Origin of the sequence: Acidovorax sp. ACV01 (assembly GCF_014851495.1) — a bacterium.
In the GTDB taxonomy this organism is placed as follows: domain Bacteria; phylum Pseudomonadota; class Gammaproteobacteria; order Burkholderiales; family Burkholderiaceae_C; genus Acidovorax; species Acidovorax radicis.
Window position 1 is genome coordinate 783,148 of record NZ_JACUZT010000002.1, and the last position, 23,450, is coordinate 806,597.

Annotated in this window: 18 protein-coding genes; 10 read left to right on the forward strand and 8 right to left on the reverse strand. The window is 65.2% G+C overall.

The window, feature by feature from the left end; translation table 11 throughout:
• Positions 1 to 87: 87 nt before the first annotated feature.
• Positions 88 to 546 (reverse strand): RidA family protein, encoded by a 459-nt coding sequence (locus IB243_RS08145; RefSeq protein ID WP_192426173.1) that lies wholly within the window; start codon positions 544 to 546, stop codon positions 88 to 90.
• Between the two features lie 177 nt (positions 547 to 723).
• Here IB243_RS08145 and IB243_RS08150 point away from each other — a divergent pair, with 177 nt between their 5' ends.
• The 3 genes from IB243_RS08150 to IB243_RS08160 all read left to right on the forward strand — a co-directional run bounded on the left by IB243_RS08150 (position 724) and on the right by IB243_RS08160 (position 5,871).
• On the forward strand, positions 724 to 3,294 hold the full coding sequence (locus IB243_RS08150; RefSeq protein ID WP_225584799.1) for a DNA internalization-related competence protein ComEC/Rec2: 2,571 nt from the start codon (positions 724 to 726) through the stop codon (positions 3,292 to 3,294).
• An 85-nt stretch (positions 3,295 to 3,379) separates the two neighbouring features.
• On the forward strand, positions 3,380 to 4,909 hold the full coding sequence (locus tag IB243_RS08155) for a circularly permuted type 2 ATP-grasp protein (RefSeq protein ID WP_192426174.1): 1,530 nt from the start codon (positions 3,380 to 3,382) through the stop codon (positions 4,907 to 4,909).
• Between the two features lie 2 nt (positions 4,910 to 4,911).
• Positions 4,912 to 5,871 (forward strand): alpha-E domain-containing protein, encoded by a 960-nt coding sequence (locus IB243_RS08160; protein ID WP_010464028.1) that lies wholly within the window; start codon positions 4,912 to 4,914, stop codon positions 5,869 to 5,871.
• Positions 5,872 to 5,914: 43 nt separating this feature from the next.
• Here the strand turns inward: IB243_RS08160 and IB243_RS08165 are convergent, their stop codons facing one another.
• Positions 5,915 to 6,253 (reverse strand): VF530 family DNA-binding protein, encoded by a 339-nt coding sequence (locus tag IB243_RS08165; RefSeq protein WP_192426176.1) that lies wholly within the window; start codon positions 6,251 to 6,253, stop codon positions 5,915 to 5,917.
• Between the two features lie 34 nt (positions 6,254 to 6,287).
• Positions 6,288 to 7,205 carry a LysR family transcriptional regulator gene (locus tag IB243_RS08170; protein WP_010464030.1) on the reverse strand — a complete coding sequence of 306 codons (918 nt, stop codon included), beginning with the start codon at positions 7,203 to 7,205 and terminating at the stop codon, positions 6,288 to 6,290.
• Between the two features lie 176 nt (positions 7,206 to 7,381).
• On the opposite strand from IB243_RS08170, the gene IB243_RS08175 reads away from it, so the two are divergent.
• From IB243_RS08175 to IB243_RS08190, 4 genes are all read left to right on the forward strand, one after another.
• Positions 7,382 to 8,260, forward strand: a complete 879-nt coding sequence (locus tag IB243_RS08175; RefSeq protein WP_192426178.1) for an alpha/beta hydrolase — start codon at positions 7,382 to 7,384, stop codon at positions 8,258 to 8,260.
• Between the two features lie 492 nt (positions 8,261 to 8,752).
• Complete coding sequence (locus IB243_RS08180; protein WP_192426180.1) at positions 8,753 to 10,006, forward strand: efflux RND transporter periplasmic adaptor subunit; 1,254 nt, start codon at positions 8,753 to 8,755, stop codon at positions 10,004 to 10,006.
• A 28-nt stretch (positions 10,007 to 10,034) separates the two neighbouring features.
• Positions 10,035 to 13,268 (forward strand): efflux RND transporter permease subunit, encoded by a 3,234-nt coding sequence (locus IB243_RS08185; protein WP_192426182.1) that lies wholly within the window; start codon positions 10,035 to 10,037, stop codon positions 13,266 to 13,268.
• A 109-nt stretch (positions 13,269 to 13,377) separates the two neighbouring features.
• Complete coding sequence (locus IB243_RS08190; protein WP_192426184.1) at positions 13,378 to 14,874, forward strand: efflux transporter outer membrane subunit; 1,497 nt, start codon at positions 13,378 to 13,380, stop codon at positions 14,872 to 14,874.
• A 350-nt stretch (positions 14,875 to 15,224) separates the two neighbouring features.
• Here the strand turns inward: IB243_RS08190 and IB243_RS08195 are convergent, their stop codons facing one another.
• Positions 15,225 to 16,397, reverse strand: a complete 1,173-nt coding sequence (locus tag IB243_RS08195) for a pyridoxal phosphate-dependent aminotransferase (RefSeq protein WP_192426186.1) — start codon at positions 16,395 to 16,397, stop codon at positions 15,225 to 15,227.
• Positions 16,398 to 16,475: 78 nt separating this feature from the next.
• On the opposite strand from IB243_RS08195, the gene IB243_RS08200 reads away from it, so the two are divergent.
• The 3 genes from IB243_RS08200 (at position 16,476) to IB243_RS08210 (ending at position 19,371) form a co-directional block, all read left to right on the forward strand.
• Complete coding sequence (locus IB243_RS08200; protein WP_192426188.1) at positions 16,476 to 17,912, forward strand: NAD-dependent succinate-semialdehyde dehydrogenase; 1,437 nt, start codon at positions 16,476 to 16,478, stop codon at positions 17,910 to 17,912.
• Between the two features lie 227 nt (positions 17,913 to 18,139).
• Positions 18,140 to 18,694 (forward strand): MarR family winged helix-turn-helix transcriptional regulator, encoded by a 555-nt coding sequence (locus IB243_RS08205; protein ID WP_010464037.1) that lies wholly within the window; start codon positions 18,140 to 18,142, stop codon positions 18,692 to 18,694.
• Positions 18,691 to 19,371 carry a GNAT family N-acetyltransferase gene (locus IB243_RS08210; protein ID WP_192426190.1) on the forward strand — a complete coding sequence of 227 codons (681 nt, stop codon included), beginning with the start codon at positions 18,691 to 18,693 and terminating at the stop codon, positions 19,369 to 19,371. Before IB243_RS08205 ends, IB243_RS08210 begins: the two co-directional genes overlap by 4 nt.
• A 304-nt stretch (positions 19,372 to 19,675) precedes the next feature.
• On the opposite strand, the gene IB243_RS08215 is transcribed toward IB243_RS08210, so the two are convergent.
• From IB243_RS08215 to IB243_RS08230, 4 genes are all read right to left on the reverse strand, one after another.
• A complete protein-coding gene (locus IB243_RS08215; RefSeq protein ID WP_010464039.1) occupies positions 19,676 to 20,644 on the reverse strand; it encodes a porin in 969 nt (322 codons plus the stop codon).
• A gap of 283 nt (positions 20,645 to 20,927) precedes the next feature.
• Positions 20,928 to 21,533, reverse strand: coding sequence for an IPTL-CTERM sorting domain-containing protein (locus IB243_RS08220; RefSeq protein ID WP_192426192.1), 606 nt, complete (start codon positions 21,531 to 21,533; stop codon positions 20,928 to 20,930).
• A gap of 298 nt (positions 21,534 to 21,831) precedes the next feature.
• On the reverse strand, positions 21,832 to 22,749 hold the full coding sequence (locus tag IB243_RS08225; protein ID WP_192426194.1) for a helix-turn-helix transcriptional regulator: 918 nt from the start codon (positions 22,747 to 22,749) through the stop codon (positions 21,832 to 21,834).
• Between the two features lie 57 nt (positions 22,750 to 22,806).
• Positions 22,807 to 23,106 carry a hypothetical protein gene (locus tag IB243_RS08230; RefSeq protein ID WP_192426196.1) on the reverse strand — a complete coding sequence of 100 codons (300 nt, stop codon included), beginning with the start codon at positions 23,104 to 23,106 and terminating at the stop codon, positions 22,807 to 22,809.
• Between the last annotated feature and the right edge of the window lie 344 nt (positions 23,107 to 23,450).

Sequence of the window (23,450 nt, forward strand, 5' to 3'; positions counted from 1 at the left end):
GGAGGCTCCATCCACCGCCGCCTTGCGCGGAAAACAAAAACCCCATGGCAACCATGCCCTGGGGTTTTTTGTGGAGCACGTGGTCTGTCAGGCCAGTTCGGCGATCAGCTCGATTTCCACGCAGGCGCCCATGGGGATCTGCGCCACGCCAAAAGCGCTGCGGGCGTGCACACCCTTTTCGCCAAAGACCTGGCCCAGCAGTTCGCTGGCGCCGTTGGTCACCAGGTGCTGCTCGGTGAAGTCACCCGTGGAGTTCACCAGGCTCATGACCTTGACGATGCGCTTGACGCGGTTCAGGTCGCCGCCACAGGCTGCCTGCAGCGTGCCCATGAGATCAATGGCCACCGCGCGTGCGGCTTCCTTGCCTTCTTCAGTGCCGATATCGCGACCGAACTGGGCGGCCCAGGGCTTGCCGTCCTTGCGTGCGATGTGGCCCGACAGGAACACCAGATTGCCCGTTTGCACATAGGCCACATAGGCGGCAGCGGGCACCGACACCGGCGGCAGGGTGATGTTGAGTTCTTTCAGCTTGTCGTAAACGCTCATGGTCTTCCTTGGTGTGACGTGAAGGTGAAGGGTGGGCACTGACCGATGTCCGCAATGCCGACAAGGCCCGCAGGGGTGGCTGGGTCGCCCGGCCGCGCCCGGATGGCCGCGAGTGTTACACAGCCCGGTGTGCAGAATCCAGCGGCCAGCCCCCTGGAGCCGCATTAGCATCAGCCCATGCCCGCCATAAGCGCCTCTAATGCCGTTTCCTCAGTCCACACGGGCCCGGACGGTAGCGTGGTCGATGCAAGCCCTGCGGTGGCCGCCGCCACGCCCTGGCGGTTGCCCGCGTGGCTGCTGGGCGCGGTTTTCGGGGCAGCGCTGCAGCTGCAGCAGCCGGCGTTGTGGCCAGGAGGGGCCTATGGGGTGATCTTGGTGGCCGCCTGTGTGGTGGGCTGGTGCGCGCGGGCAGCCTCCAGAAGCCGCCGTGCGGTAGCGACAGGGGCTGCTGCGCCGGCCGCAGCGCTGGCGCTGGGCGCGGGGGTGCTGGCGATGTTCGCCCTGTGTGGATTGCGCGCAGTGGACTATGCGGGCCACGGGCTCGCGCCCGCGCTGGAAGGCCAGGACATCCGCGTGACCGGGGTGGTGGCGGCCATGCCCCAGACCAACGAAGCTGGCACCCGCATCCGCGTGGACGTTGAGGCCGCGCGCCTGAACGGTGCCCCGGTGCAGCTGCCGCCGCGCATCGACGTGGCCTGGTACGGTGGCCCGTTCCGCGATGCGGCAGGGGCGCTGGACCTGCAGCGCCCCCCGCCAGCCCTGAAAGCCGGTGACCGCTGGGCCCTGACAGTGCGCCTCAAAGCGCCGCACGGCCTGCGCAACCCGCATGGTTTTGATTACGAGCTGTGGATGTGGGAGCAGGGCGTGCAGGCCACGGGCTACGTGCGCGCGGGGCCCAAAGACGAGCCGCCAGAGCTTTTGGCCGCGACCTGGCGGCATCCTGTGGAGCGGGTGCGGCAGTCGGTGCGCGATGCGATCCTGGAGCGCCTGGCCCGCGATGTGAATGGCGACGACCCGGCCCGCGCGCGCATCGCGGGTGTGGTGGTGGCCCTGGTGACGGGTGACCAGCGCGCCATCGACCGCGCCGACTGGGATGTGTTCCGCGCCACGGGGGTGGCGCATTTGATGAGCATCTCGGGGCTTCACATCACCTTGTTTGCCTGGCTGGCTGCGCTGATGGTGGGGGTGCTGTGGCGGCGCTCCACCCGGCTGTGCCTGGCGGTGCCCGCGCCCTCGGCAGCACTGGCCGCCGGGGTGGTGCTGGCAGCGGCCTACGCGCTGTTCAGCGGCTGGGGTGTACCCGCGCAGCGCACCGTGATCATGCTGGCCGCCATTGCCGTGCTGCAACTCAGCGGCCGCCGCTGGCCGTGGCCGCAGGTGTGGTTGTGGGCATGTGCGGCCGTGGTGGTGGCAGACCCGTGGGCGCTGGCGCAGGCGGGCTTCTGGCTGAGCTTTGTCGCTGTGGGTATTTTGTTTGCTACAAATACGGTAGCTGTTAGCGCTTATCCATCAAGCGTAAAACGCCATTTTTATGCACTAATTCGGGAGCAGTGGGTGGTGACGCTGGCGCTTACGCCCCTGACCCTGTTGCTGTTTGGCCAGGTGTCCGTGGTGGGCTTTGCCGCCAACCTGGTGGCTATTCCCTGGGTCACCCTGGTGGTCACCCCGCTGGCTCTGGGTGGCGTGCTGTGGGCGCCCTTGTGGAATCTGGCCGCCCTCAGCCTGCAGCCGTTGGCAAGCTTGCTGCAATGGCTGGCGCAGTGGCCCTGGGCCGTGGTCTTCCTGCCTGCAGCGCCGTTGTGGGCGGGCATGCTGGCCGTGGCGGGGGGCGCGCTGCTGGCCACACGCCTGCCCTGGCGGTTGCGCCTGCTGGCACTTCCGCTGCTGTGGCCCGCCCTGTGGTGGCAGCCGGTGCGCCCGGCGGCAGGGCAGTTTGAACTGCTGGCCGCCGACATCGGCCAAGGCAACGCGGTGCTGGTGCGCACCGCCACCCACACGCTGCTGTACGACGCGGGGCCGCGTTTCAGCCGCGAGAGCGACGCGGGCCACCGCGTGCTCGTGCCGCTGCTGCGGGCACTGGGGGAGCGCGTGGACACGCTCATGCTCAGCCACCGCGATGCCGACCACACGGGCGGTGCGGCGGCGGTGCTGGCGCAGCAGCCGCATGCCGCGCTGGTGGGGTCGATCGAGGCCGAGCACACCTTGCAGGCTCTGCGCCCGGTTCGCCCCTGCCTGGCGGGCCAGCGCTGGGAGTGGGATGGTGTCGTTTTCGAGGTGCTGCACCCGCATCCGCAGCCGGACGACGCGGTGGCTGCGCGCACCTTGCGCCCCAATGCGTTGAGCTGTGTGCTGCGCATCGCGGCCAGCGGGGCGGTGGCGTCGGCGCCGGTGGCGTTGCTGGTGGGTGACATCGAAACCCCGCAGGAGCAGGCCCTGTTGGCGCGCGGTGCGGCGCTGCGTGCCGACCTGCTGCTGGTGCCACACCACGGCAGCAAAACATCGTCATCGCCGGCGTTTCTGGATGCTGTCCAGCCACGCACTGCTTTGGTGCAAGCCGGGTACCGCAACCGGTTTGGCCATCCGGCCCCCGAAGTGTTGCAGCGCTACCGTGCGCGCGGCGTTGAGGTGGTGGAGTCTTCACGCTGCGGCGCCGCGACGTGGGCGTCGTCAACGCCTGCAGCGGTGGGGTGCGAGCGCGATACGGGCCGACGGTATTGGCAACATCAGATGGCACCCCGGACGGAGTGATCGGACGGGATGGCGCAGCTCCATAGATGGCTGTTTCGGAAGTGTGGGCGCGCAACTTGCTATCCTATTACCAGGAGGCCAGTTCATGCAGAAATTTGACGAGATGTACGCCATGCTGCCTTTTGATGGCAGCGATGTGCGGGAACACTACAAGCGCTATGCGCAGTGGTTGAGCAAACAGCCCCCTGATGTGATGCAGGCCCGCCGGGCCGAAGCCGAGATGATCTTCCGGCGTGTGGGCATCACCTTCGCCGTCTATGGCGCGAAGGACGAGGGCGGCGCGGGCAACGAGCGGTTGATTCCGTTTGACCTGATCCCGCGCATCATTCCGGCCCATGAGTGGAGCAGCATGCAGCAAGGGCTGGTGCAGCGGGTCACGGCGCTCAACCGCTTCATCCACGACGTGTACCACGGCCAGGACATCATCCGCGCCGGCATCGTGCCCGCCGACCTCATCCTCAACAACGCGCAGTACCGGCCCGAGATGGCCGGCGTGCAGGTGCCGCAGAACATCTACGCGCACATCGCGGGCATCGACATCGTTCGAGCGCCCAATGAAAAGGGCGAAGGCGAGTACTACGTGCTCGAAGACAACCTGCGCGTGCCCAGCGGCGTGAGCTACATGCTCGAAAACCGCAAGATGATGATGCGGCTGTTCCCCGACCTGTTCAGCCTGCACAAGGTGGCGCCCGTGGCCCACTACCCCGACATGTTGCTCGAGACCCTGCGCGCCAGTGCCCCCGCTGCGGCCGACGAGCCGACGGTGGTGGTGCTCACGCCTGGCATGCACAACAGCGCGTACTTTGAGCACGCCTTCCTTGCGCAGCAGATGGGTGTGGAGTTGGTCGAGGGACAGGACCTGGTCGTCAAGGACAAGTTCGTCTACATGCGCACCACGCGCGGCCTGCAGCGGGTGGACGTGATCTACCGCCGCGTGGACGATGACTTCCTCGATCCGCAGGTGTTCCGCCGCAATTCCACGCTGGGCTGCCATGGCCTCATGGAGGCCTATCGCGCAGGCAACGTGGGCATCTGCAATGCAGTGGGCACCGGTGTCGCCGACGACAAGTCGGTCTACCCCTATGTGCCCGAGATGATTCGCTTCTACCTGGGGCAGGAACCCATCCTCAAGAACGTGCCCACCTGGATGTGCCGCAAGCAGGACGACCTGCAGCATGTGCTGGCGAACCTGAAGGACCTGGTCGTCAAGGAAGTGCACGGCGCCGGCGGCTACGGCATGCTGATCGGCCCGGCCGCCACGCAGGCCGAGATCGAGGACTTCCGCCGCGCGCTGCTGGCCAACCCGGCGGGCTACATCGCCCAGCCCACGCTCAGCCTGTCGAGCTGCCCCACGTATGTGGAAAGCGGCATTGCCCCGCGCCATATCGACCTGCGTCCCTTCGTGCTCAGCGGCCGCGAGGTGCAGATGGCCGCTGGGGGCCTCACGCGTGTGGCGCTGCAGGAGGGCTCGCTGGTGGTGAATTCGTCGCAGGGCGGGGGCACCAAAGACACCTGGGTTCTGGGCGAGGGTGCGCCTGCCGCGCAACCCAAGGCCGTGCAATCCCAGTCGCAGGGCCAGGGTCAGTCGCAAAGTCAATCGCAAGGGAGCATCTGAACATGCTGAGCCGCACTGCCGACCATTTGTTCTGGATGTCCCGCTATACCGAGCGGGCAGAGAACACCGCCAGAATGCTCAATGTGAGCTACGAAACATCGCTGCTGCCGCAGGCTGCCGATGTCGCGCAAAAAGGCTGGGAAGGGCTGTTGTCCATCAGCGAGCTGATCCCCGCCTACACCGCCAAGCATGGCGAGGTGACGCCCGCCCGTGTACTGGAGTTCATGGTGCGCGATGGGACCAATCCCTCGTCCATCCTGTCATGCCTGCGCGCCGCGCGCGAGAACGCACGGGCCGTGCGGGGCGCGTTGACCACCGAGGTGTGGGAGACGAAGAACCAGACCTGGCTGGAGCTGCACCGGCAGCTGGAGGGCGATGCCTTCGAGCGTGACCCGGGCCAGTTTTTTGAATGGGTGAAGTACCGTTCGCACCTCTCACGGGGCGTGGTGCTAGGCACCATGCTGCAGGACGAGGCCTTTCACTTCCTGCGCATGGGCACGTTTCTGGAGCGCGCCGACAACACCGCGCGCCTGCTGGATGTGAAGTTCCATGCGGTCAAGAATGATTTTTTTGGCCGTGCCAGCGACCGCAACCAGGAGAGCGATTTCTACCATTGGAGCGCCATCCTGCGCAGCGTGTCGGCCTTCGAGGTGTACCGCAAGGTCTACCGCGATGTGATCACTCCGGGGCGTGTGGCCGACCTGCTGATCCTGAGCCGCGACATGCCCCGCTCGCTCCACGCCTGCCTGCGCGAGGTGGTGGACAACCTGGCCGTGCTGGCCAACGGGCAGTCCGCCGAAACGAGCCGCAGGGCAGGGCGCCTGCTGGCCGACCTGCAGTACGGCCGCATCGACGAGATCCTGGCCACGGGCCTGCATGCCTTTCTCACGCAGTTCCTGGACCGGGTGAACGACCTGGGGGGCGGCATCAGCCGCGATTTCCTGGTGACCTCGGGCGACTGAGCCGGGGCAAGGTGACCGTGGCGCGGCGCAGGCACGCGGCCGGTCACTCCTGCGCGTTGCGCCTCTGGTCGCGCAGCATGAAGATATACAGGCTTTCGACCTTCTCGCGCGCCCAGGGTGTCTTGCGCAAAAACTTGAGGCTGGAGCCCACGCTGGGGTCGATTTGAAAGCACCGGATGGGGATCTGCTGCCCCAGTTCGTCCCAGCCAAAGTAGTCTGCCAGTCCCACCACCATGGCTTCCAGCGTCACGCCGTGCAGCGGGTTGCGTGGCTGCTTGGCCGGGGCGCCAGCAGGGCTCGGGGGGGCTGGGGTGCCTGGAGCGTCGGGCGTGCCTTCGGTGACGGGTGAACCAGGTATGGGGGTGGGCTCGTTGGCGTTCATGGCCCCAAGCATAAAGCCGCAGGGCCGCAGCGTCTCATCCGGACCGCTGCAGATGGGCCTCGCTGCGGAACAGTTCAGCGGCCCAATCCACGAACGCCCGCACCTTGGCGCTCAGGTGGCGGTTGGGTGGGTAGACCACGTACACGGGCAGCACGGGCTGCGTCCATTGAGGCAGCAGTTGCACGAGTGCCCCGCTCTTCAGGTGCCGTTCGGCCTGGAAACTCGTGATCTGGCCAATGCCCAGGCCTGCCACCAGGGAGGTCACGTACGCATTGGCCTCGTTGACGCTCAACTGGTAGGGCCCTGAAATATCGATGGACTCGGTGTCCTTGCGGAACTCCAGCGGGTAGTGCCGGCCCGAATGGGGCGAGAAATACAGCAGGCTGGTGTGCTTTTCCTCAATCTCCAGTGGATGCGCGGGTGTGCCCTTGCGGGCCAGGTAGTCTGGCGATGCGACGGTGATGAATTCCAGATTGCCGATGCGCCGCGCCACCAGCGACTGGTCGCTCAACTCGCCGCCCCGGATCACGCAGTCCACGTTGTCGCCAATCAGGTCCACGATGCGGTCGCTCACGCCCAGGTCGAGCTGGATGTCCGGATAGCGCGCGTGGAAATCCGCCAGGTGCGGTATCAGCAGCAATTGCGCCACTGCCGTACCCACATCGATGCGCAGGCGCCCGCGCGGGTTCGCCCGCGCGTTGGTCATGCTGGCCTCGATGTCGTCCAGGTCGGTCAGCAGGCGCACGGTGCGGTCGTAGTAGGCCGCGCCGTCGGGCGTCACCGTCACACGGCGTGTGGTGCGGTTGAGCAGCTTCACGCGCAGGCGCTCCTCCAGCGCTTGCACGTGCTTGGTCACCGTGGCTTTGGGCAGCGAGAGTGAATCGGCCGCCCGGGTGAACGTGCCGGCCTCTACCACCCGCACGAATATGCGCATGGCCTGTATTTGGTCCATGGCTTCTCCTTGAATCTGGAACTACAGCACCCACCAGTGGGTGCTGAGGAATTCTCACATGCCCGCCACCCTGCGATTGTTGAGCTTTTGGAAACAGTGCGGTGGTGTTTGACCTGTTTATCTGAAAGACGCAAGCCACTACATTTCATCCATCGTCAATTTACTGGGTACATGCCATGCAGCCCGACCATCTTTCCTCGCCATCTTTCATTCTGCCGCCCGTTGCTAAGCCCTCCGAAGGGGGCAAGGCTGCCTCCGTGTGCTCCGATTCCACTATTGAAGTGACCAAGGGGCGGGATGTGGCCGTGCGCATGTATGGGCGCAAGAAGAGTGGCCAGGCGTCGCCGGTGGTGGTGCATTTTCATGGTGGCGCATTCACCTCGGGAGGCCTGGACACCGGCTGCACCGTGGCCTCGCTGCTGGAAGGCGTGGGGGCCGTGGTGGTGTCGGTGGCGTACCCGCTCACCCCGTTCCCGCAGCCGGTGGACACGGGCTATGACGTTCTCAAGTGGGTGCACCGCAACCGCACCAAGCTCGGCGGGCAAGGTGCGCTGGTCTACCTCGCCGGTGAGGAAGCTGGTGGCAACCTGGCCGCCGCCGTGGGCCTGATGGCGCGCGACCAGTCGCACCCGCCGCTGGCCGGGCAGATCCTGCTCTCGCCCATGCTGGACCCGTGTGTGGGCACGGCCTCACTGCGCGAAGCCACGGGCAATGCCACCGGCTGCAAATGGGCCGAAGGCTGGCGCAATTTTCTGCGCAGCCCGCGCGATGCAGATCATCCTTACGCCGTGCCCGGGGCTGCACATCGCCTGGCAGGTTTGCCACCCACGCTGGTGCTGGTGGGCGACACCGACCCGATGCACGACGAAGCGCTGGCCTACGCCACCCGGCTGGAGGCCGCAGGCCTGCAGGTCACCCGCCATGTTTTCTCCAAAACGGCGCAGTGGCCCGATGCCTTGCTGCAGACCGGGCAAAACGAATGCCCTTGCGCAGCGGGTGCGCAGGAGCAATTCCGCCTGTTTTTTGAAGCCACCCGATGTCCGGTGCCTTCCTGAGAGTTTGTTCCCAGCAACCCGGGCCGCAGAAAGTCGTTGACCTCAACTTTGGTTGAGGTTTGATACTGCGGCCTTCCCGCCAACCACCTGGTTTTCAACGCTGATTTTTCCGGCCTCACCGTGCCGGAGGGAGAAGCCTTGCCCACGCCTTTCTGCAAGCCGTGCCCGCCTGGGCCCAGACGGCAGGCAGGGGCGATTGATGTCAACGATAGATACGGAGGAAATCACAGCATGAAAAAACCATGGGGCCACTCGCCGCTCCGCAACCACGGCTGTCACAACACGCAGCGCAGCCACGTCTTCTGACATCGGTATGGACATGGCCCGGTGGTGTGCTGTAGGGGCCTTGACTTTTCCACCGTGTCATTGCCGAGACTGTCCCTCCATCCACGGCCCTGACACCTGTCGGCACAACGCCCACGCACCGGGGCGTGGCAAAAAAACCTCCACCGGCTCGCCCCCACAAGGGAAGCCTTAACGATTGAAACGACCATGAACTCCAATCCTTTCTCCAAGAGCCGCCCGCTGGGCCTGGCCACCATTGCCACCGCAGTGACGGCCACCGTGGCCGCCATCATCCTTGTGTTCCAGGCGCCTGTTGCCCAGGCCGATGGCACCCCTGCTGCGCCACCGGCCATGCCGGTGTCGGTGGCGGCCGTGCTGCAAAAAAACATAGCACTGTGGGACGAGTTCTCGGGCCGCCTCGAAGCCGTGCAGCGTGTGGATGTGCGACCGCGCGTCTCGGGCGCCGTGCAGGCCGTGCACTTTCGCGAAGGCTCGCTGGTCAAGCAGGGCGACCTGCTGGTCACGGTGGACCCCGCTCCTTACGCCGCCGAGGTGGACCGCGCCGAAGCCCAGGTGGTCGCTGCGCAAGCCCGTGTGTCGTACACGCGCAGCGAACTGGAGCGCGCCACACGCCTGCTCGAAGAAAAAGCCATTGCCCAGCGCGAGCACGACGAGCGCCTGAACGCACAGCGCGAAGCCGATGCCAACCTGCGCGCCGCCCAGGCCGCGCTGCAGACCGCCAAGCTCAACCTAGGCTACACCCAGGTGCGCGCCCCTGTCGCGGGCCGCGTAGGCCGCATCGAGGTCACCGTGGGCAACCTGGTAGCCGCTGGCGCGGGCGCACCCGTGCTGACCACGCTGGTGTCCGTGAGCCCTATCTACGCCAGCTTTGATACCGATGAGCAGATCGTGGTGAAGGCCCTGGCCGACCTGCAAAGCGGCCAGCGTGGCAATAGCGCGCGCCAGCTCATCGAGCGCATCCCCGTGCAGATGGGCACCGGCACCACGGGCGGTACGCCGCACGCCGGCCGCTTGCAGCTCATCGACAACCAGGTGGATGCCAAGAGCGGCACGGTGCGTGTGCGCGCCGTGTTCGACAACGAAGACGGTGTCCTGATGCCCGGCCAGTTCGCCCGCATCCGCATGGGCCAGGCCCGCAACACGCAAGCGCTGCTGATCAACGAGCGTGCCGTGGGCACCGACCAGAACAAGAAGTTCGTGATGGTGGTGGGCGAGGGCAACAAGGCCGAATACCGCGAAGTCACCCTGGGCGCGCCGATTGACGGCCTGCGCGTGGTCACCTCAGGCCTCAAGGCTGGCGAGAACATCGTCGTCAACGGCCTGCAGCGCGTGCGCCCCGGTGCCGTGGTGGCGCCCCAGTCCGTTCCCATGACCGCCAAGGCCGAAATTGCGGGCGATCGCAAGGAAGCCAAGAACGCTGCCAAGTCGCCAGCGGCCTGAGCCAGAGCGATTGAAGGAATTTGCATCCATGAATCTATCCCGCTTTTTCATCGACCGCCCCATCTTTGCCGGGGTGCTGTCGGTGCTCATCTTCCTCGGGGGGCTCATCGCATTGCGCGGTCTGCCCATCTCCGAATACCCTGAAGTCGCGCCGCCCTCCGTGGTGGTGCGCGCACAGTACCCAGGCGCCAACCCCAAGGTGATCGCCGAGACCGTGGCCACGCCGCTGGAGGAATCCATCAACGGCGTGGAAGGCATGCTCTACATGGGCAGCCAGGCCACCACCGACGGCGTGATGACGCTGACGGTGACCTTTGCCCTGGGCACTGATCCCGACAAGGCCCAGCAGCTGGTGCAAAACCGCGTCTCTCAGGCCGAGCCGCGCCTGCCCGAGGAAGTGCGCCGCCTGGGCGTCACCACCGTCAAGAGCGCGCCGGACCTGACCATGGTGGTCCACCTGGTCTCGCCCAACAACCGTTACGACATCGACTACCTGCGCAACTACGCGGTGCTCAATGTGAAGGACCGCCTCGCCCGCATCGGCGGCGTGGGCCAGGTGCAGATCTTCGGAGGCGGCGACTACTCCATGCGTGTGTGGCTCGACCCGCAGAAGGTCGCGCAGCGCGGCCTCTCGGCCAGCGACGTGGTGACCGCCATCCGCGGCCAGAACGTGCAGGCTGCCGCCGGCGTGGTGGGCGCATCGCCCGGCCTGCCTGGCGTGGACCTGCAACTGTCCATCAACGCCCAGGGTCGTCTGCAGACCGAAGAAGAGTTCGGCGACATCATCGTCAAGACCGGTGCCGACGGCGCGGTGACGCGCCTGCGCGACATCGCCCGCCTGGAGCTGGGCGCGGCCGACTACTCGCTGCGCTCGCTGCTCAACAACGACCCCGCCGTGGGCATGGGCGTGTTCCAGGCGCCGGGCTCCAACGCGCTCGACATCTCGTCCAACGTGCGCAAGACCATGGACGAGATCCAGAAGAACATGCCCGAAGGCGTGGAGTACCGCATTGCGTACGACCCCACACAGTTCGTGCGCGCATCGATCAAGTCGGTGATCCACACGCTGCTCGAAGCCATCGCCCTCGTGGTGCTGGTGGTGATTTTGTTCCTGCAGACCTGGCGTGCCTCCATCATCCCGCTGCTGGCCGTGCCGGTGTCGGTGGTGGGCACGTTCGCGGTGCTGCACCTGCTGGGCTTTTCGATCAACGCCCTGAGCCTGTTCGGCCTGGTGCTGGCCATCGGCATCGTGGTGGACGATGCCATCGTGGTGGTGGAGAACGTGGAGCGCAACATCGAGGCGGGCCTGACCCCGCGCGAGGCCACCTACCGCGCCATGCGTGAAGTCTCCGGCCCCATCATCGCGATTGCGCTGGTGCTGGTGGCCGTGTTTGTGCCGCTGGCCTTCATCAGCGGGCTCACCGGCCAGTTCTACAAGCAGTTCGCGGTCACGATTGCGATCTCCACGGTGATCTCGGCGATCAATTCGCTGACCCTGTCGCCTGCGCTCAGCGCACTGCTGCTCAAGGGCCACAACGAGCCCAAGGATGCGCTCACGCGCGGCATGGACAAGGTGTTCGGTGGCCTGTTCCGCGGCTTCAACCGCCTGTTCCACCGCGGCTCCGAGGCCTACAGCGGTGGCGTCAAGCGCGTCATCGGCCGCAAGGCACTGATGTTCGTGATCTACCTCGCGCTGGTGGGTGCCACGGTGGGCCTGTTCAAGATCGTGCCCGGCGGCTTCGTGCCCGCGCAGGACAAGCAGTACCTGATCGGCTTTGCGCAGCTGCCCGATGGCGCCACTCTGGACCGCACCGAGAACGTGATCCGCCGCATGGGCGAGATCATGAAGGAGAACCCGAACGTCGAAGACGCGATCGCCTTCCCCGGCCTGTCGATCAACGGCTTCACCAACAGCTCCAACTCCGGCATCGTGTTCGCCACGCTCAAGCCCTTTGCCGAGCGCACCCGTGCCGACCAAAGCGGCGGCGCCGTGGCGGGCCAGCTGAACCAGTCGTTCGGCAGCATCCAGGATGCGTTCATCGCCATGTTCCCGCCGCCACCCGTGGCGGGCCTGGGAACGACCGGCGGCTTCAAGCTGCAGATCGAAGACCGCGCGTCGCTGGGCTTTCAGGCCATGGACGGCGCCGTGAAGGCCTTCATGGCCAAGGCCTACCAGACGCCCGAGCTGGCCGGCCTGTTCACCAGCTGGCAGGTCAACGTGCCGCAGCTGTACGCCAACATCGACCGCACCAAGGCCCGCCAGCTGGGTGTGCCGGTGACGGACATCTTCGACACGCTGCAGATTTACCTGGGCAGCCTGTACGCCAACGACTTCAACCAGTTCGGCCGCACGTACAGCGTGCGTGTGCAGGCCGATGCGGCCTACCGCGCGCGGGCTGAAGACGTGGGCCTGCTCAAGGTGCGCTCTGCCACCGGCGAGATGGTGCCCCTGTCGGCGCTGATGAAGATGGAGCCGAGCTTCGGCCCCGAGCGTGCCATGCGCTACAACGGCTACCTGGCCGCGGACATCAACGGCGGCCCTGCACCCGGCTACTCGTCGGGCCAGGCCCAGGCAGCCATCGAGCGCATTGCCGCCGAGACGCTGCCCCAGGGCATCACCTTCGAGTGGACCGAGCTGACGTACCAGGAAATCCTGGCCGGCAACTCTGCCGTGCTGGTGTTCCCGCTGGCCATCCTGCTGGTGTTCCTGGTGCTGGCCGCGCAGTACGAAAGCCTCACGCTGCCCATTGCCATCATCCTGATCGTGCCTATGGGCATCCTGGCGGCCATGACCGGGGTGTGGCTGAGCAACGGTGACAACAACGTGTTCACGCAGATCGGGCTCATCGTGCTGGTGGGGCTGTCGGCCAAGAACGCGATCCTGATCGTGGAGTTTGCGCGTGAGCTGGAGTTTGCCGGGCGCACCCCTGTGCAGGCCGCCATCGAAGCCAGCCGCCTGCGGCTGCGCCCCATCCTGATGACCTCGCTGGCCTTCGTCATGGGTGTGCTGCCCCTGGTGCTCTCCACTGGTGCCGGCGCCGAGATGCGCAGCGCCATGGGCGTGGCGGTGTTCTCCGGAATGATCGGGGTGACGGCTTTTGGCCTGTTCCTCACGCCCGTGTTCTACGTGCTGCTGCGCAAGCTGGCAGGCAACCGCCCGCTGGTGGAGCACGGCACACATGTGGCGCCCATCTCGCACGCGCCGGGTAGCGGTGGCACCGCCCACCCTGTGCTGGCCGCGCCGCGCAAGGAGCACGAATGATGCCCTTCACCACGGTGACAACAACGACCTTTGTGGCCCTAGACGCTCGCTCCACGATGTCCACGCCGCTGAATGCGGCGGGTGCATCGGACCGGGCAGGAGACCAACCATGACCGATTTGCTATTGAAGAAAAACTCCACCGACGGTGCCCTCGCAACGCGCAAGCGCAGCCTGCTGGCGCCCCTGGCCGCCGCCCTGGTGCTGGCTGGTTGCATGACGCAGCCCGTGGCCCCCGCGCCGCATGCGGGTGTGCCCGTGCCCACCAACTTCACCGCAGGCGGCGACGCACTGCCCACGGCGCCCTGGACGGTAGCCGCCCCCGCCGAAGCGCAGCCGCGCGGCGAGTGGTGGCTCGGTTTTCAAGACCCGGTGCTGGCCGATTTGATCCAGCGCTCGGGCAACGCCAACACCAGCATTCAGCAGGCCGCAGCGCGATTGGCCGAAGCGCGCACGCTGCTGCGCTCGGCAGACGCCGCGCGCTCCGTCCAGGTCGGTGCCTCGGCAGGTGTTTCTCGCCAGGGGGGGGCCAACACCACCGGCAGCGCGGCACCCGCCACGCTGGGCACGGCGGGGCTCAATGCCTCGTACGAACTGGACCTGTTTGGCCGCCTCTCGCAAACCAGTGACGCTGCACGTTTGGACGCCGACACGCGCGAGGCCCTGCTGCAAAGCACGCGCTTGATGGTGCAGGCCGACGTGGCGCAAACCTATCTGCAGCTGCGCGCCGTGCAGGCCGAGCAGGTGCTGGTGCAAGAGAGCTTGTCTGCCTACGAAGGCACGCTGCGCCTCACGCAGCGCCGCCTGCAGGCGGGCGACGTGGCCGAGCTGGATGTGGCCCGCGTGCAGACGGAAGTGGCGGCCACCGAATCCGAAGCATTGGCCCTGCAACGCCAGCAAGCGTTGTTGACCAACGCGCTGGCCGTGCTGGCGGGCGAGGTGGCCAGCGGCTTTGTGCTGCCGCCCGCCACGGGCGACGCCGCGCTGCCCGTGATCCCGCCGGGCGTGCCTGGCACGGTGCTGGCGCGCCGGCCCGATGTGTCGGCCGCGCAAACCGCCGTGCTGGCCGCGCAAGCGCGCGTGGGCGTGGCGCAGAAGGCGTGGTTCCCGGCCGTCACGCTCACGGGCAACGCGGGGCATGCATCGCCGGAGCTGGGTGATTTGTTCAAGTGGTCGGCCCGTGCCTGGGGTGTGAGTGCGCTGCTGTCGCTGCCGATCTTTGACGGCGGCCAGCGCGATGCGCAGATCGAGGGGGCGAAGGCCCGGCTGGAAGCTGCGCTGGCGGACCACCGGGGCCAGGTGCTCAATGCGTTTCGTGACGTGGAGGATCAGTTGACCTCGCTGCGTCTGCTGTCCGGCCAGGCCGAGGCGCAGGGGCGTGCGGTGACTGCGGCGCGGCGGGCGACGCAGTTGTCGGATGCGCGGTATCGCAATGGCTTGGTGAGCCAGCTGGAGTTGCTGGACGCGCGGCGCAGTGAGTTGCGCAATCGGCGGCAGGAGCTGCAGGTGCGAACGGCGCAGTATGTGGCGACGGTGGGGTTGATTCGGGCGCTGGGTGGAGGGTGGGGGGATCAGCCTGCTGTGAAGTTGGCGCAGGTAGCTCAGTAGTTGTATTTTGGGGACTTTCCGAGTGTTTTTGGCTGCTAGCGCTTTTGAAGTAAGCGCTAGCAGCTATTGTTTTTATAGTGCCCCAAACCCAGCTCGCCCCCGCCCGTTCGGGCTGAGCCTGTCGAAGCCTTGGCGCTGATCGTGCCGCGTGCTTGGGTTCAGTGCGGAGGCCGGGCGACTCCCGGCCTCCGCCCTTTTCAAAGGCACGCGGCCAGATCAGCACACGAGCCCAGGCTTCGACAGGCTCAGCCCGAACGGCAGAAGCAAGAACCAATAGCTATAAAAATAATAGCTACTTACGCCATTCCCACAAGCGCTAGCGGCAAAAATCGTTCAAAAATCTCTCTCCATCACCCCTTCAACCATCCCCTCAACCTCCCAACCCCTTCCTCCAACCTCCCCACATCCCGACTCGCAAAACACCACCGCAGCCACCCCGCCGCTTCACCCCCAAACGCGCTGCCCGGCGCCAGCCCCAGCCCCGCCTCCCGCACCAGCCGCTTGGCCAGCGTTAAACACTCGTCATGCCCGTCGATGTGGAAGAACGCATACATTCCCCCACGCGGCGTGGCCACCGACACGCCTGGCACATCGGCCAGCAACGGCACCAGCGTGTCCCGGCAGTTGCGTAGATGGTTCACCAGCGCGGGCGTCACCTCATCCGTGCGCTGCAGCGCCACCGTGGCCCCGCGCTGCACAAACACCGGCGCGCACGAGGTGTTGAACTCGATCAGCTTGCCCACCGCCTGGGTGAGTGACGGCGGCAACACCAGCCACCCAAGGCGCCAGCCGGTCATCAAAAAACTCTTGGAGAAGCTGTGCGTCACGATCAGCCGATCCTCGGGCTCGGCCACGTCCAGAAAGCTGGGGGCCGCGCCATTGGCCGTGTCGCCCGCGTAGTACAGCCGCTCGTACACCTCGTCCGCCAAAATCCACGTGCCCGTGCGGCGGCAGTGCGCCAGGATGGTGGCTTGCTCCTCACGCGTCAGCGTCCAGCCCGTGGGGTTGTTGGGGGCGTTGACGACCAGCAGGCGCGTGCCGGGTGTGATGGCGGCCAGCAGCGCATCCATGTCCAGGCGCCATGCGCCGTGCACGTCGGCCACCAGCGGCACCGTGCGCACCTGTGCACCCAGAATGCGCGGCTGTGCCACCAGGTTGGGCCACACGGGCGTCACCAGCACCACTTCGTCGCCCGCGTCCACCAGGGTCTGCACGGCCACCATCAGGCCGCTCACGCCGCCGGACGTCACTGCGATGCGGTCGAACCACGCATCGGTGTGCTGCTGCGGGTGCAGGCCGTGCATGTAGCCCGCAATCGCGTGGCGCAGTTCGGGCAGGCCCAGGTTGTGGGCGTAAAAGGTCTCGCCCTTTTGCAGCGACGCAATGGCCGCGTCGCGGATGAAATCGGGCGTCACCTCGTCGCTCTCGCCAAACCAGAACTTCAGCACATCGCTGCGCCCCAGGCCCTCGTTGGCCACCTCGCGGATGCGCGACTCTTCGAGGCTTTGGACTACTTCTCGCATGCAATCTCCTTGAAATACACAGCCATCATCGCAGGCGTATAGTCGTTTTTTTTGATTTTTTGGCTGACCCCAACGCTCATGACCTATCCCAACACCCAGCTCTTCATCGCAGGCCAGTGGCAAGACGCCGCCGAAGGCAAAACCCTTGCCGTGTTCAACCCCTCCACCGGCAAAGAAATCGGCCGCGTGGCCTATGCCACCAAGGGGGATCTGGACCGCGCATTGGACGCCGCACAAAAGGGCTTTGAAGCCTGGCGCGACATCCCCGCCGCCGAGCGCGCCAAGACCATGCGGCGCGCCGCTGCACTGATGCGCGAACGCGCCGATGCGATTGCCGCCATCATGGTGCAAGAGCAGGGCAAACCCCTGGCCGAGGCCAAGGTCGAAACCATGGCCTCGGCCGACATCATCGAATGGTTTGCCGACGAATCACTGCGGGTTTATGGCCGCATCGTGCCTTCGCGCAACCTCAAAGCCACGCAGATGGTGCTCAAGGACCCCGTGGGCCCCGTCGCCGCGTTCACGCCGTGGAACTTTCCTATCAACCAGGTGGTGCGCAAGCTGGCCGCCGCGCTGGGTGCGGGCTGCTCCATCCTGGTGAAGGCACCCGAAGAAACCCCCGCCAGCCCGGCCGAGCTGATCCGCGCATTTGCCGATGCCGGCGTGCCCGCTGGCACCGTGGGCCTGGTCTATGGCGACCCGGCTGAAATCTCCAGCTACCTGATCCCGCACCCCATCATCCGCAAGGTTACGTTCACCGGCTCCACGCCCGTGGGTAAGCAGCTGGCCGCGCTGGCGGGCAAGCACATGAAGCGCGTGACCATGGAGCTGGGCGGCCACGCGCCGGTGATCGTGGCGGAGGACGCTGACCTCGAGCTGGCCATCAAGATCTCCAGCGGTTCCAAGTTCCGCAACGCAGGCCAGGTCTGCATCTCGCCCACGCGCTACCTGGTGCACGAAAGCATTCGCGCCGACTTCGTGGCCGCGTTCGCTAAGTACGCCCAGGGCCTGAAGGTGGGCGACGGCCTGACTGCAGGCACGCAGATGGGACCGCTGGCCAACCCCCGCCGCATCACCGCCATGGCCGATCTGATGGCCGACGCCGTGCAGCAGGGCGCCACGCTGGTAACGGGTGGCGAGCGCATTGGCAGCGAAGGCAACTTCTTCCAGCCCACCGTGCTGAACGACGTGCCCCTGTCGGCCCGCATCGTCAACGAAGAACCCTTTGGCCCGGTGGCCGCCGTGCGCGGGTTCACCAAGATCGAAGACGCCATTGCCGAGGCCAACCGCCTGCCGTTTGGCCTGGCCGGCTACGCCTTCACCACCTCGCTGAAAAATGCACACCTGCTGGCGCAGCGTCTGGAAGTGGGCATGTTGTGGATCAACCAGGCCGCTGCACCAGCGGCTGAGCTGCCGTTTGGCGGGTTGAAGGATTCGGGCTACGGCTCGGAAGGGGGCCCGGAAGCCATCGAGGCGCACCTGAACACGCGCCTGGTGTCGATCATGAACGTGTAAGGAGCTGGATGCCCGGCACGCCTGGGCTGCGCGCATCTCCGCAGCCTGGGTAACTCAGTCAGGGCCTGCGGGCGATCTTTTAGGAGCATTCCTGTGAGATCGTCTGCAGGCTTTTGTTTTTGTGCGTTGGAAATCAACCTGGCAGGAAGTGCCAAGGCAGCTGTGAAGAAATCCGTTGACGTAGGCTGTCAAATGCATATCATGATATATATCTAAGGCAATAAACCATGATCGAAGACGTCGTCAAGGAACTCGGATTCCTCACTCTGGGCACGCGCTTCAAGCGCATAGGCGAGGCGCTTCAGGCGCAAACGCAGTCACTGCTGACTGAACATGGCATCGATATGCCCGCAGCGCATTTCCCGCTCTTGGCGGCACTGGACTGGCATGGCGCACTGGGCGTGGGCGAGCTGAGCCAGGCCGTCGGCGTCAGCCAGCCCGTGGTCACCCGTTCCTTGAAAGGGCTGGAAGACAGCGGATTGGTGCAGTCGGAGGCGGTGGAGGGCGATCGGCGTGTGCGCCGCGTAGCGCTCAGCCCGCAAGGCCAGGCACTGGTCCAGCGGGCGCAACGCGATGTCTGGCCCGTGCTGGAAGCCTCGGTCGCCCAGGTTTGTGCATCGCTTGAAGGGCCTTTGCTGGACCAGTTGGCTGCCCTGGAGGCGGGGCTTGCGCGCACGTCGCTCCTGCAGCGCTCGGCGGCCTCCATCGCCACGGAGCAAGCCACCCGCAAGCGCAAAGGCAAAAGCACTCCCCACTACCCAGGAAAGGAAAAAACACGATGACCACGATCAACTCTTTTGACCGCCCCGTCTGGGCATCGCTGACCTTTGCGCCCGATCTGGCCGAAGGCGGCGGCTTGGCCAAACGCTACCGGCGCGATGTCAATCTGTTTGCATCGGCCCGAGATGACGATGGCGCCAGCCTGGCGGCGGTAGCCGACCTGGTGACCGAGGGGGAATCGGTCTTCGTGCTGCAAGCGCAACCCATCCCGGTGCCCAAGGGAATGCAGGCCCTTCGCCGAGCCCGGGGCGTGCAGATGTTGGCGGGCCGGGCCATTGCTGCCGAGTCTGGTGCCGATTCAGTCGTGGCGCTTGGCGATGCCGACGCTGCCGAGATGCTGGCCTTGGCGCGGCTGACCGAGCCCGGTCCGTTCCTTGCGCGCACCCACATCATGGGCCGCTTCGTGGGTATCCGGTCTGACGGCGTTCTGGTGGCCATGGCGGGGGAACGCATGCGTTTTGAAGGCGGTACGGAGGTCAGCGGTGTGTGTGTCCATCCTGATTTTCGGGGGCGCGGCTTTGCCCGTCGGCTTTCATCGGTGGTCGCCCACGCCATTCAGCAACGCGGGGACCAACCTTTTCTGCATGCCTGGACCACCAACGAAGCGGCCATTGCCTTGTACGAAAGCCTGGGGTTTGAGATTCGCACCGAAATGCAGGTGGCCGTGCTGGGTCGGTGATCGCTTGATCCGCGAGGCATGTGGCCGATCGCGGGCGGACTGCGCCAAGTGGGGGCGTTTGGCGGGCATCGAGAGGTTTTTGGCACTTTATCGTGCAAGCTTGGCAGTCTGCCGGTTCCAGCGCAGTTCGCGTTGCACGGTGTGAGAGGGGGGGCGCAAGGCAATCCCCCACATTCCCCGTGGCAACTGTCCGTCCATGCACTTTCGCCGGGCGCAAAAAAACCCGCACTCCCAAAAGAAGTGCGGGGTAAATAGCTGTGTCTCTGCCCTCCCACCAGTTAGGGCAGCAGCGGGTGTGGGGCCATCAGAAGTTGTGGCGCACGCCCATGGCGAAGGAGCTGAAGTCGTTGCCCGCAGTGGCCACGCCGTAGCTGGCGTTGTGGTTGTTGTTGATGCGGGTGTAGTAGGTGTAGATCTTGGTGCGCTTGCTCAGGTTGTAGTTGTAGCCCACCGTGTATTGGGTGGCAGCGCTGTCGGCCACGTGGGAGTACTTGCCGGCACGGCCCACATTCAGGTGGAACTCGGACACGCCCATGATGTAGGCGCCCGACAGGCGCACGTTGGTGCGGTTGCCGCCGTTGGCGATGAACACGTTCTTGTCGCGTTGCACGTAGGCGCCGACCACGAAGGGACCGGTCGAGTACGAAGCACGCACTGCGAACTGGTTCTGGTCGTCCAGCTTGGAGTAGCCAGCGCCCAAGCCCAGCTTGCCGATTTCGTAGTTGGCGGCCAGGTCGAGGCTGTTCTTGCCGCCGGTGCCGTTGGCCTGCTCGTGCATGGCCCAGCCGGCTTCTACCGTTGCGCCGCCAAAGCTGGGGGTGCGGTAGGCGATCTTGTTGACGTCGCGTGCAGGGTAGGCGTACAGCGCATCCGACGACGAACCGGTGTCGTGGTTGTGGTTGCTGATGAAGTCAGCGGTGGCGTAGTAGGACTCCGAAGTGAAGTTGCCCAGACGCACCATGCCGAAGCCGCCAGCCAGGTTCACTTCGCTCTGGCGCGCGAAGATGCCGCGGGAGTCCGAAGCGCCGCTGCTGGAGTCAAAGCCGCTTTCCAGCTGGAAGCCTGCCATCAAACCGCCGCCCAGATCTTCCTGGCCCTTGAAGCCGAAGCGGGAGGAGTTGTTGAACAGGCCGGTCTTGGAGACATTGCCTTCTTTTTGGTGCTCGAACGTGGTGTTGATCCGGCCGTACAGGGTGACGCTGCTCTGGGCAAGCGCAGCAGATGTCCCAACCAAGGCCAGCGCGGCCACGGCGCAGCGGTTAATCGTTTTCATTAGCAAGGTTTCCTTTATCAAATTTTGTTTGATGACAAATCATCACGGGCCAAAACACATGGGGTACATGCCTTCGGGCCGTCGCTACAAGCAAGCTTTATGCCTGTGGTGATGTGAGTTGCACGTTGCAACGGAGAAGGATGCTACTGGGCGGAAATAGGCGGCGCCACAGGGGTAAACACCTTTTGGCCTGCGGATGTGGGTGGCAAACAACAAGCCGCGCCGGAAACAGGGGCTCCGCTGGTTTCACAACACAGGAGCACGCCGCAAAAGTATGTTCGAGCTAACCGCGGATTTGCTTCGGATGCCCAGTTTCACCAGTTTGCCGGGAATGGCGGCGCAGGCGGCGAGCGCCGACGACTGCTGTCGCTAAACCCAGCAGCGCCATGGTCCACTCGCCCAGGGTGGGAACAGCAGTTGCAGCTTCGGGGCTGGCGAACGCGGAACACGGCCCACTGAACGGCTGGGGGGCGCTCCAGTTGGCGATGTTCATCTGTACGCCACCAATACCAGTGGGGTCGCGAAAACTGGGGGGGCCTCCCCCTGTGCTGTCAGAGAAAACTGGGTTTGCGCTGTTGGCAAACCAATGTACGGGTGCAGTCAGCGCAATGCCGTTTGACGTATAGGCGCTAGTGGGAATATTGGAATCTCGAACCTCTGAAAAGAGCGAGGTCAACGCGCCCACTGCGTTGGTCGTAGTGGTGCCCACGACTGTGGGTGGCCGAGCCACGAGGTCTTGCGCGAACACCACATTGCCCGTGTTGTTCATGCGCCAGATGGTGCAAGTCAGGTGCGCGCCTATCCAGAGCTGGTTGATGGCCGTGTTGTCGTCGCGGTTGTCGAAAACGAGGGTGACGGTGTAGTTTTGGCCGTTGATGATTTCCGGCATCAAAGAGTCGCTGATGGTGCCGGTGTAGGTGATGGCAAAAGGCGTGGCTCCCGCGCAGGCGCAGGCGCCTGCGAGCGCAACGGCGGTAGGCGTATTGGCGGAGGCGGCGCAAGGGCGCTCCGGGAGCGGTGGATGTTCGTGTAAGAGATGGCATGGAACACGCAAAAAATGCTGGAAGGAATTCCCGTCACACAATGTGCCCGGGGCTCCAGCGATTCTTGGGAACACGCCATGCCGTGTCATGGACGGCAGCGACAATCGTTGTGCCCAATGCGACATGGGCACTGCGTAGAGCCGCTCAGCCCGTCAGTCCGCGCGCCTCGCTCGGTGTCATGCCGAAGTGGCGGCGAAACGCCCGACTGAAGGCGGAGAAGTCGTCAAAACCGCTATCCAGCGCAATCTCCAGCACGCGGCGGTGGCGCTGCGCGGGGTCGCTCAGCATGTCCCGCGCCCGCTGTAGTCGCGCCTGCCGCACGAAATCGGAAAAACAAGTGTCCTCGCGCGCAAACAGGCGCTGCACCTGGCGCGGCGTGAGATGGTGCTGGCGCGCGATCTGTTCCAGGCTCAGTTCGGGTCGGTCGATGCGGGCCAGGATGTCGCGCCGGATCAGCGCCAGGCGCGGCACATCGATCGCATCATGCTGGCGCGGTTGTATGCCTCGGGCCATAGGCACAAGCACGTCCGCGATCAGCATGGCACGCGGTGTATCGCCAAAAGCGCCCATTGTTTCCGAAGGCCGCAGCGCCCATGTGCACGCGGGAATCGGGCGACCTTGCACATCCTGCAGTGCAAAGGACCGGCGGTCCACGCGCTCTGGGGTTTGCGGATACTCCCCCTCCGCCAGTTTCAGCCCGTGGAGAGCCCGCAAAAGCGCCTCTTCCGCTTGCGCACTGGGGCAACCGATATAGCCGCTACGCGCAACGATCACCTCAGTTTCGCTCAACAACTGCTGCGCGGCAGCATTGGCATGCACCACAAAGCGATCCGGTCCCAGAAGCAAAATGGGGCGCTCTGCCTGCTCAATCATCAGCTGGCCAGTGCTCGCTCGGCGCCCGTTGGCAGAGCTCCGGTATTCTGCGAAAGCTTTCTTGATATGCACGAACAGGCTTGCCAGGCTCGCGTCTGCCGCGGTGTCGAACCGCCCCTGCGCGGGGCTGCGGAGCAACCCGAAAAAGACGACAAAATCCTCGTCCTCCGCCACCTTTCCGCCCGACATGTAGCGCACACCGTAAACCGACCAGAAGTTTCGGTAGTACGGATGAACCTGCGCCTCTCAGGCTGGAATTAAGTCGTCAGAGTTGAACACGGTGCCCGGAGGTTGCACCGCGACATGGGCCAAGTGTGGATCCAGGCGGTGGTATTCGCACATGTAATCCAGCACGCCCTCCATGGGTGAGCCGGATGAGTGCAGCGTCAGCGCCATGCGGCCCGTGCGGCGATCCACTGCCACCAGTTTGCAAAAGCGTCCCTTGAACTGATCGACCAACACTTGCAGCACTTCGTGCCAAGGCTGCGTGCCCGTGGCTGCTTGGTACAGGTTGTGGACCAGTCCCTCATATTGCGCAGATGTCACAAAGCCCCTCTATTCTTTTGCTGTCCGATAGCTCACAAACCCACATCGGCATGCCGTGCGTGTGTGTGTGCCAAAAAGGGTTCGCGGCCGAAAGGGCGCGGCTCACAGGATTATTCTCCGGCCTTGAATGCAAATTCTTCCGCTCGTCAGATTGGCTTTGTGCTGCTTCCAGCAGCCGCCGCACCATCCCACACACTCTCATCACCTCGGTTGCTAAAGCCGACGCCGGACGAGATTTGAGCCTCGGGCAGCGGCAGGTGCGAGAAATTCCGCGAAGCGATGGTATGAAAAGGCCGAGAACCTGTTCAAGGCCTTTCACCGCATCTGCTTTGCAGCAAGTCAGC

Coding starts and splice junctions, on each gene's coding strand:
- IB243_RS08155 (WP_192426174.1), top strand. CDS start 3,380: ATGCAGAAATTTGACGAGATGTACGCCATGCTGCCTTTTGATGGCAGC.
- IB243_RS08200 (WP_192426188.1), top strand. CDS start 16,476: ATGACCTATCCCAACACCCAGCTCTTCATCGCAGGCCAGTGGCAAGAC.
- IB243_RS08150 (WP_225584799.1), top strand. CDS start 724: ATGCCCGCCATAAGCGCCTCTAATGCCGTTTCCTCAGTCCACACGGGC.
- IB243_RS08215 (WP_010464039.1), bottom strand. CDS start 20,644: ATGAAAACGATTAACCGCTGCGCCGTGGCCGCGCTGGCCTTGGTTGGG.
- IB243_RS08185 (WP_192426182.1), top strand. CDS start 10,035: ATGAATCTATCCCGCTTTTTCATCGACCGCCCCATCTTTGCCGGGGTG.
- IB243_RS08170 (WP_010464030.1), bottom strand. CDS start 7,205: ATGGACCAAATACAGGCCATGCGCATATTCGTGCGGGTGGTAGAGGCC.
- IB243_RS08220 (WP_192426192.1), bottom strand. CDS start 21,533: ATGCCGGAAATCATCAACGGCCAAAACTACACCGTCACCCTCGTTTTC.
- IB243_RS08180 (WP_192426180.1), top strand. CDS start 8,753: ATGAACTCCAATCCTTTCTCCAAGAGCCGCCCGCTGGGCCTGGCCACC.
- IB243_RS08160 (WP_010464028.1), top strand. CDS start 4,912: ATGCTGAGCCGCACTGCCGACCATTTGTTCTGGATGTCCCGCTATACC.
- IB243_RS08175 (WP_192426178.1), top strand. CDS start 7,382: ATGCAGCCCGACCATCTTTCCTCGCCATCTTTCATTCTGCCGCCCGTT.
- IB243_RS08225 (WP_192426194.1), bottom strand. CDS start 22,749: ATGTCGGGCGGAAAGGTGGCGGAGGACGAGGATTTTGTCGTCTTTTTC.
- IB243_RS08190 (WP_192426184.1), top strand. CDS start 13,378: ATGACCGATTTGCTATTGAAGAAAAACTCCACCGACGGTGCCCTCGCA.
- IB243_RS08210 (WP_192426190.1), top strand. CDS start 18,691: ATGACCACGATCAACTCTTTTGACCGCCCCGTCTGGGCATCGCTGACC.
- IB243_RS08165 (WP_192426176.1), bottom strand. CDS start 6,253: ATGAACGCCAACGAGCCCACCCCCATACCTGGTTCACCCGTCACCGAA.
- IB243_RS08195 (WP_192426186.1), bottom strand. CDS start 16,397: ATGCGAGAAGTAGTCCAAAGCCTCGAAGAGTCGCGCATCCGCGAGGTG.
- IB243_RS08145 (WP_192426173.1), bottom strand. CDS start 546: ATGAGCGTTTACGACAAGCTGAAAGAACTCAACATCACCCTGCCGCCG.
- IB243_RS08205 (WP_010464037.1), top strand. CDS start 18,140: ATGATCGAAGACGTCGTCAAGGAACTCGGATTCCTCACTCTGGGCACG.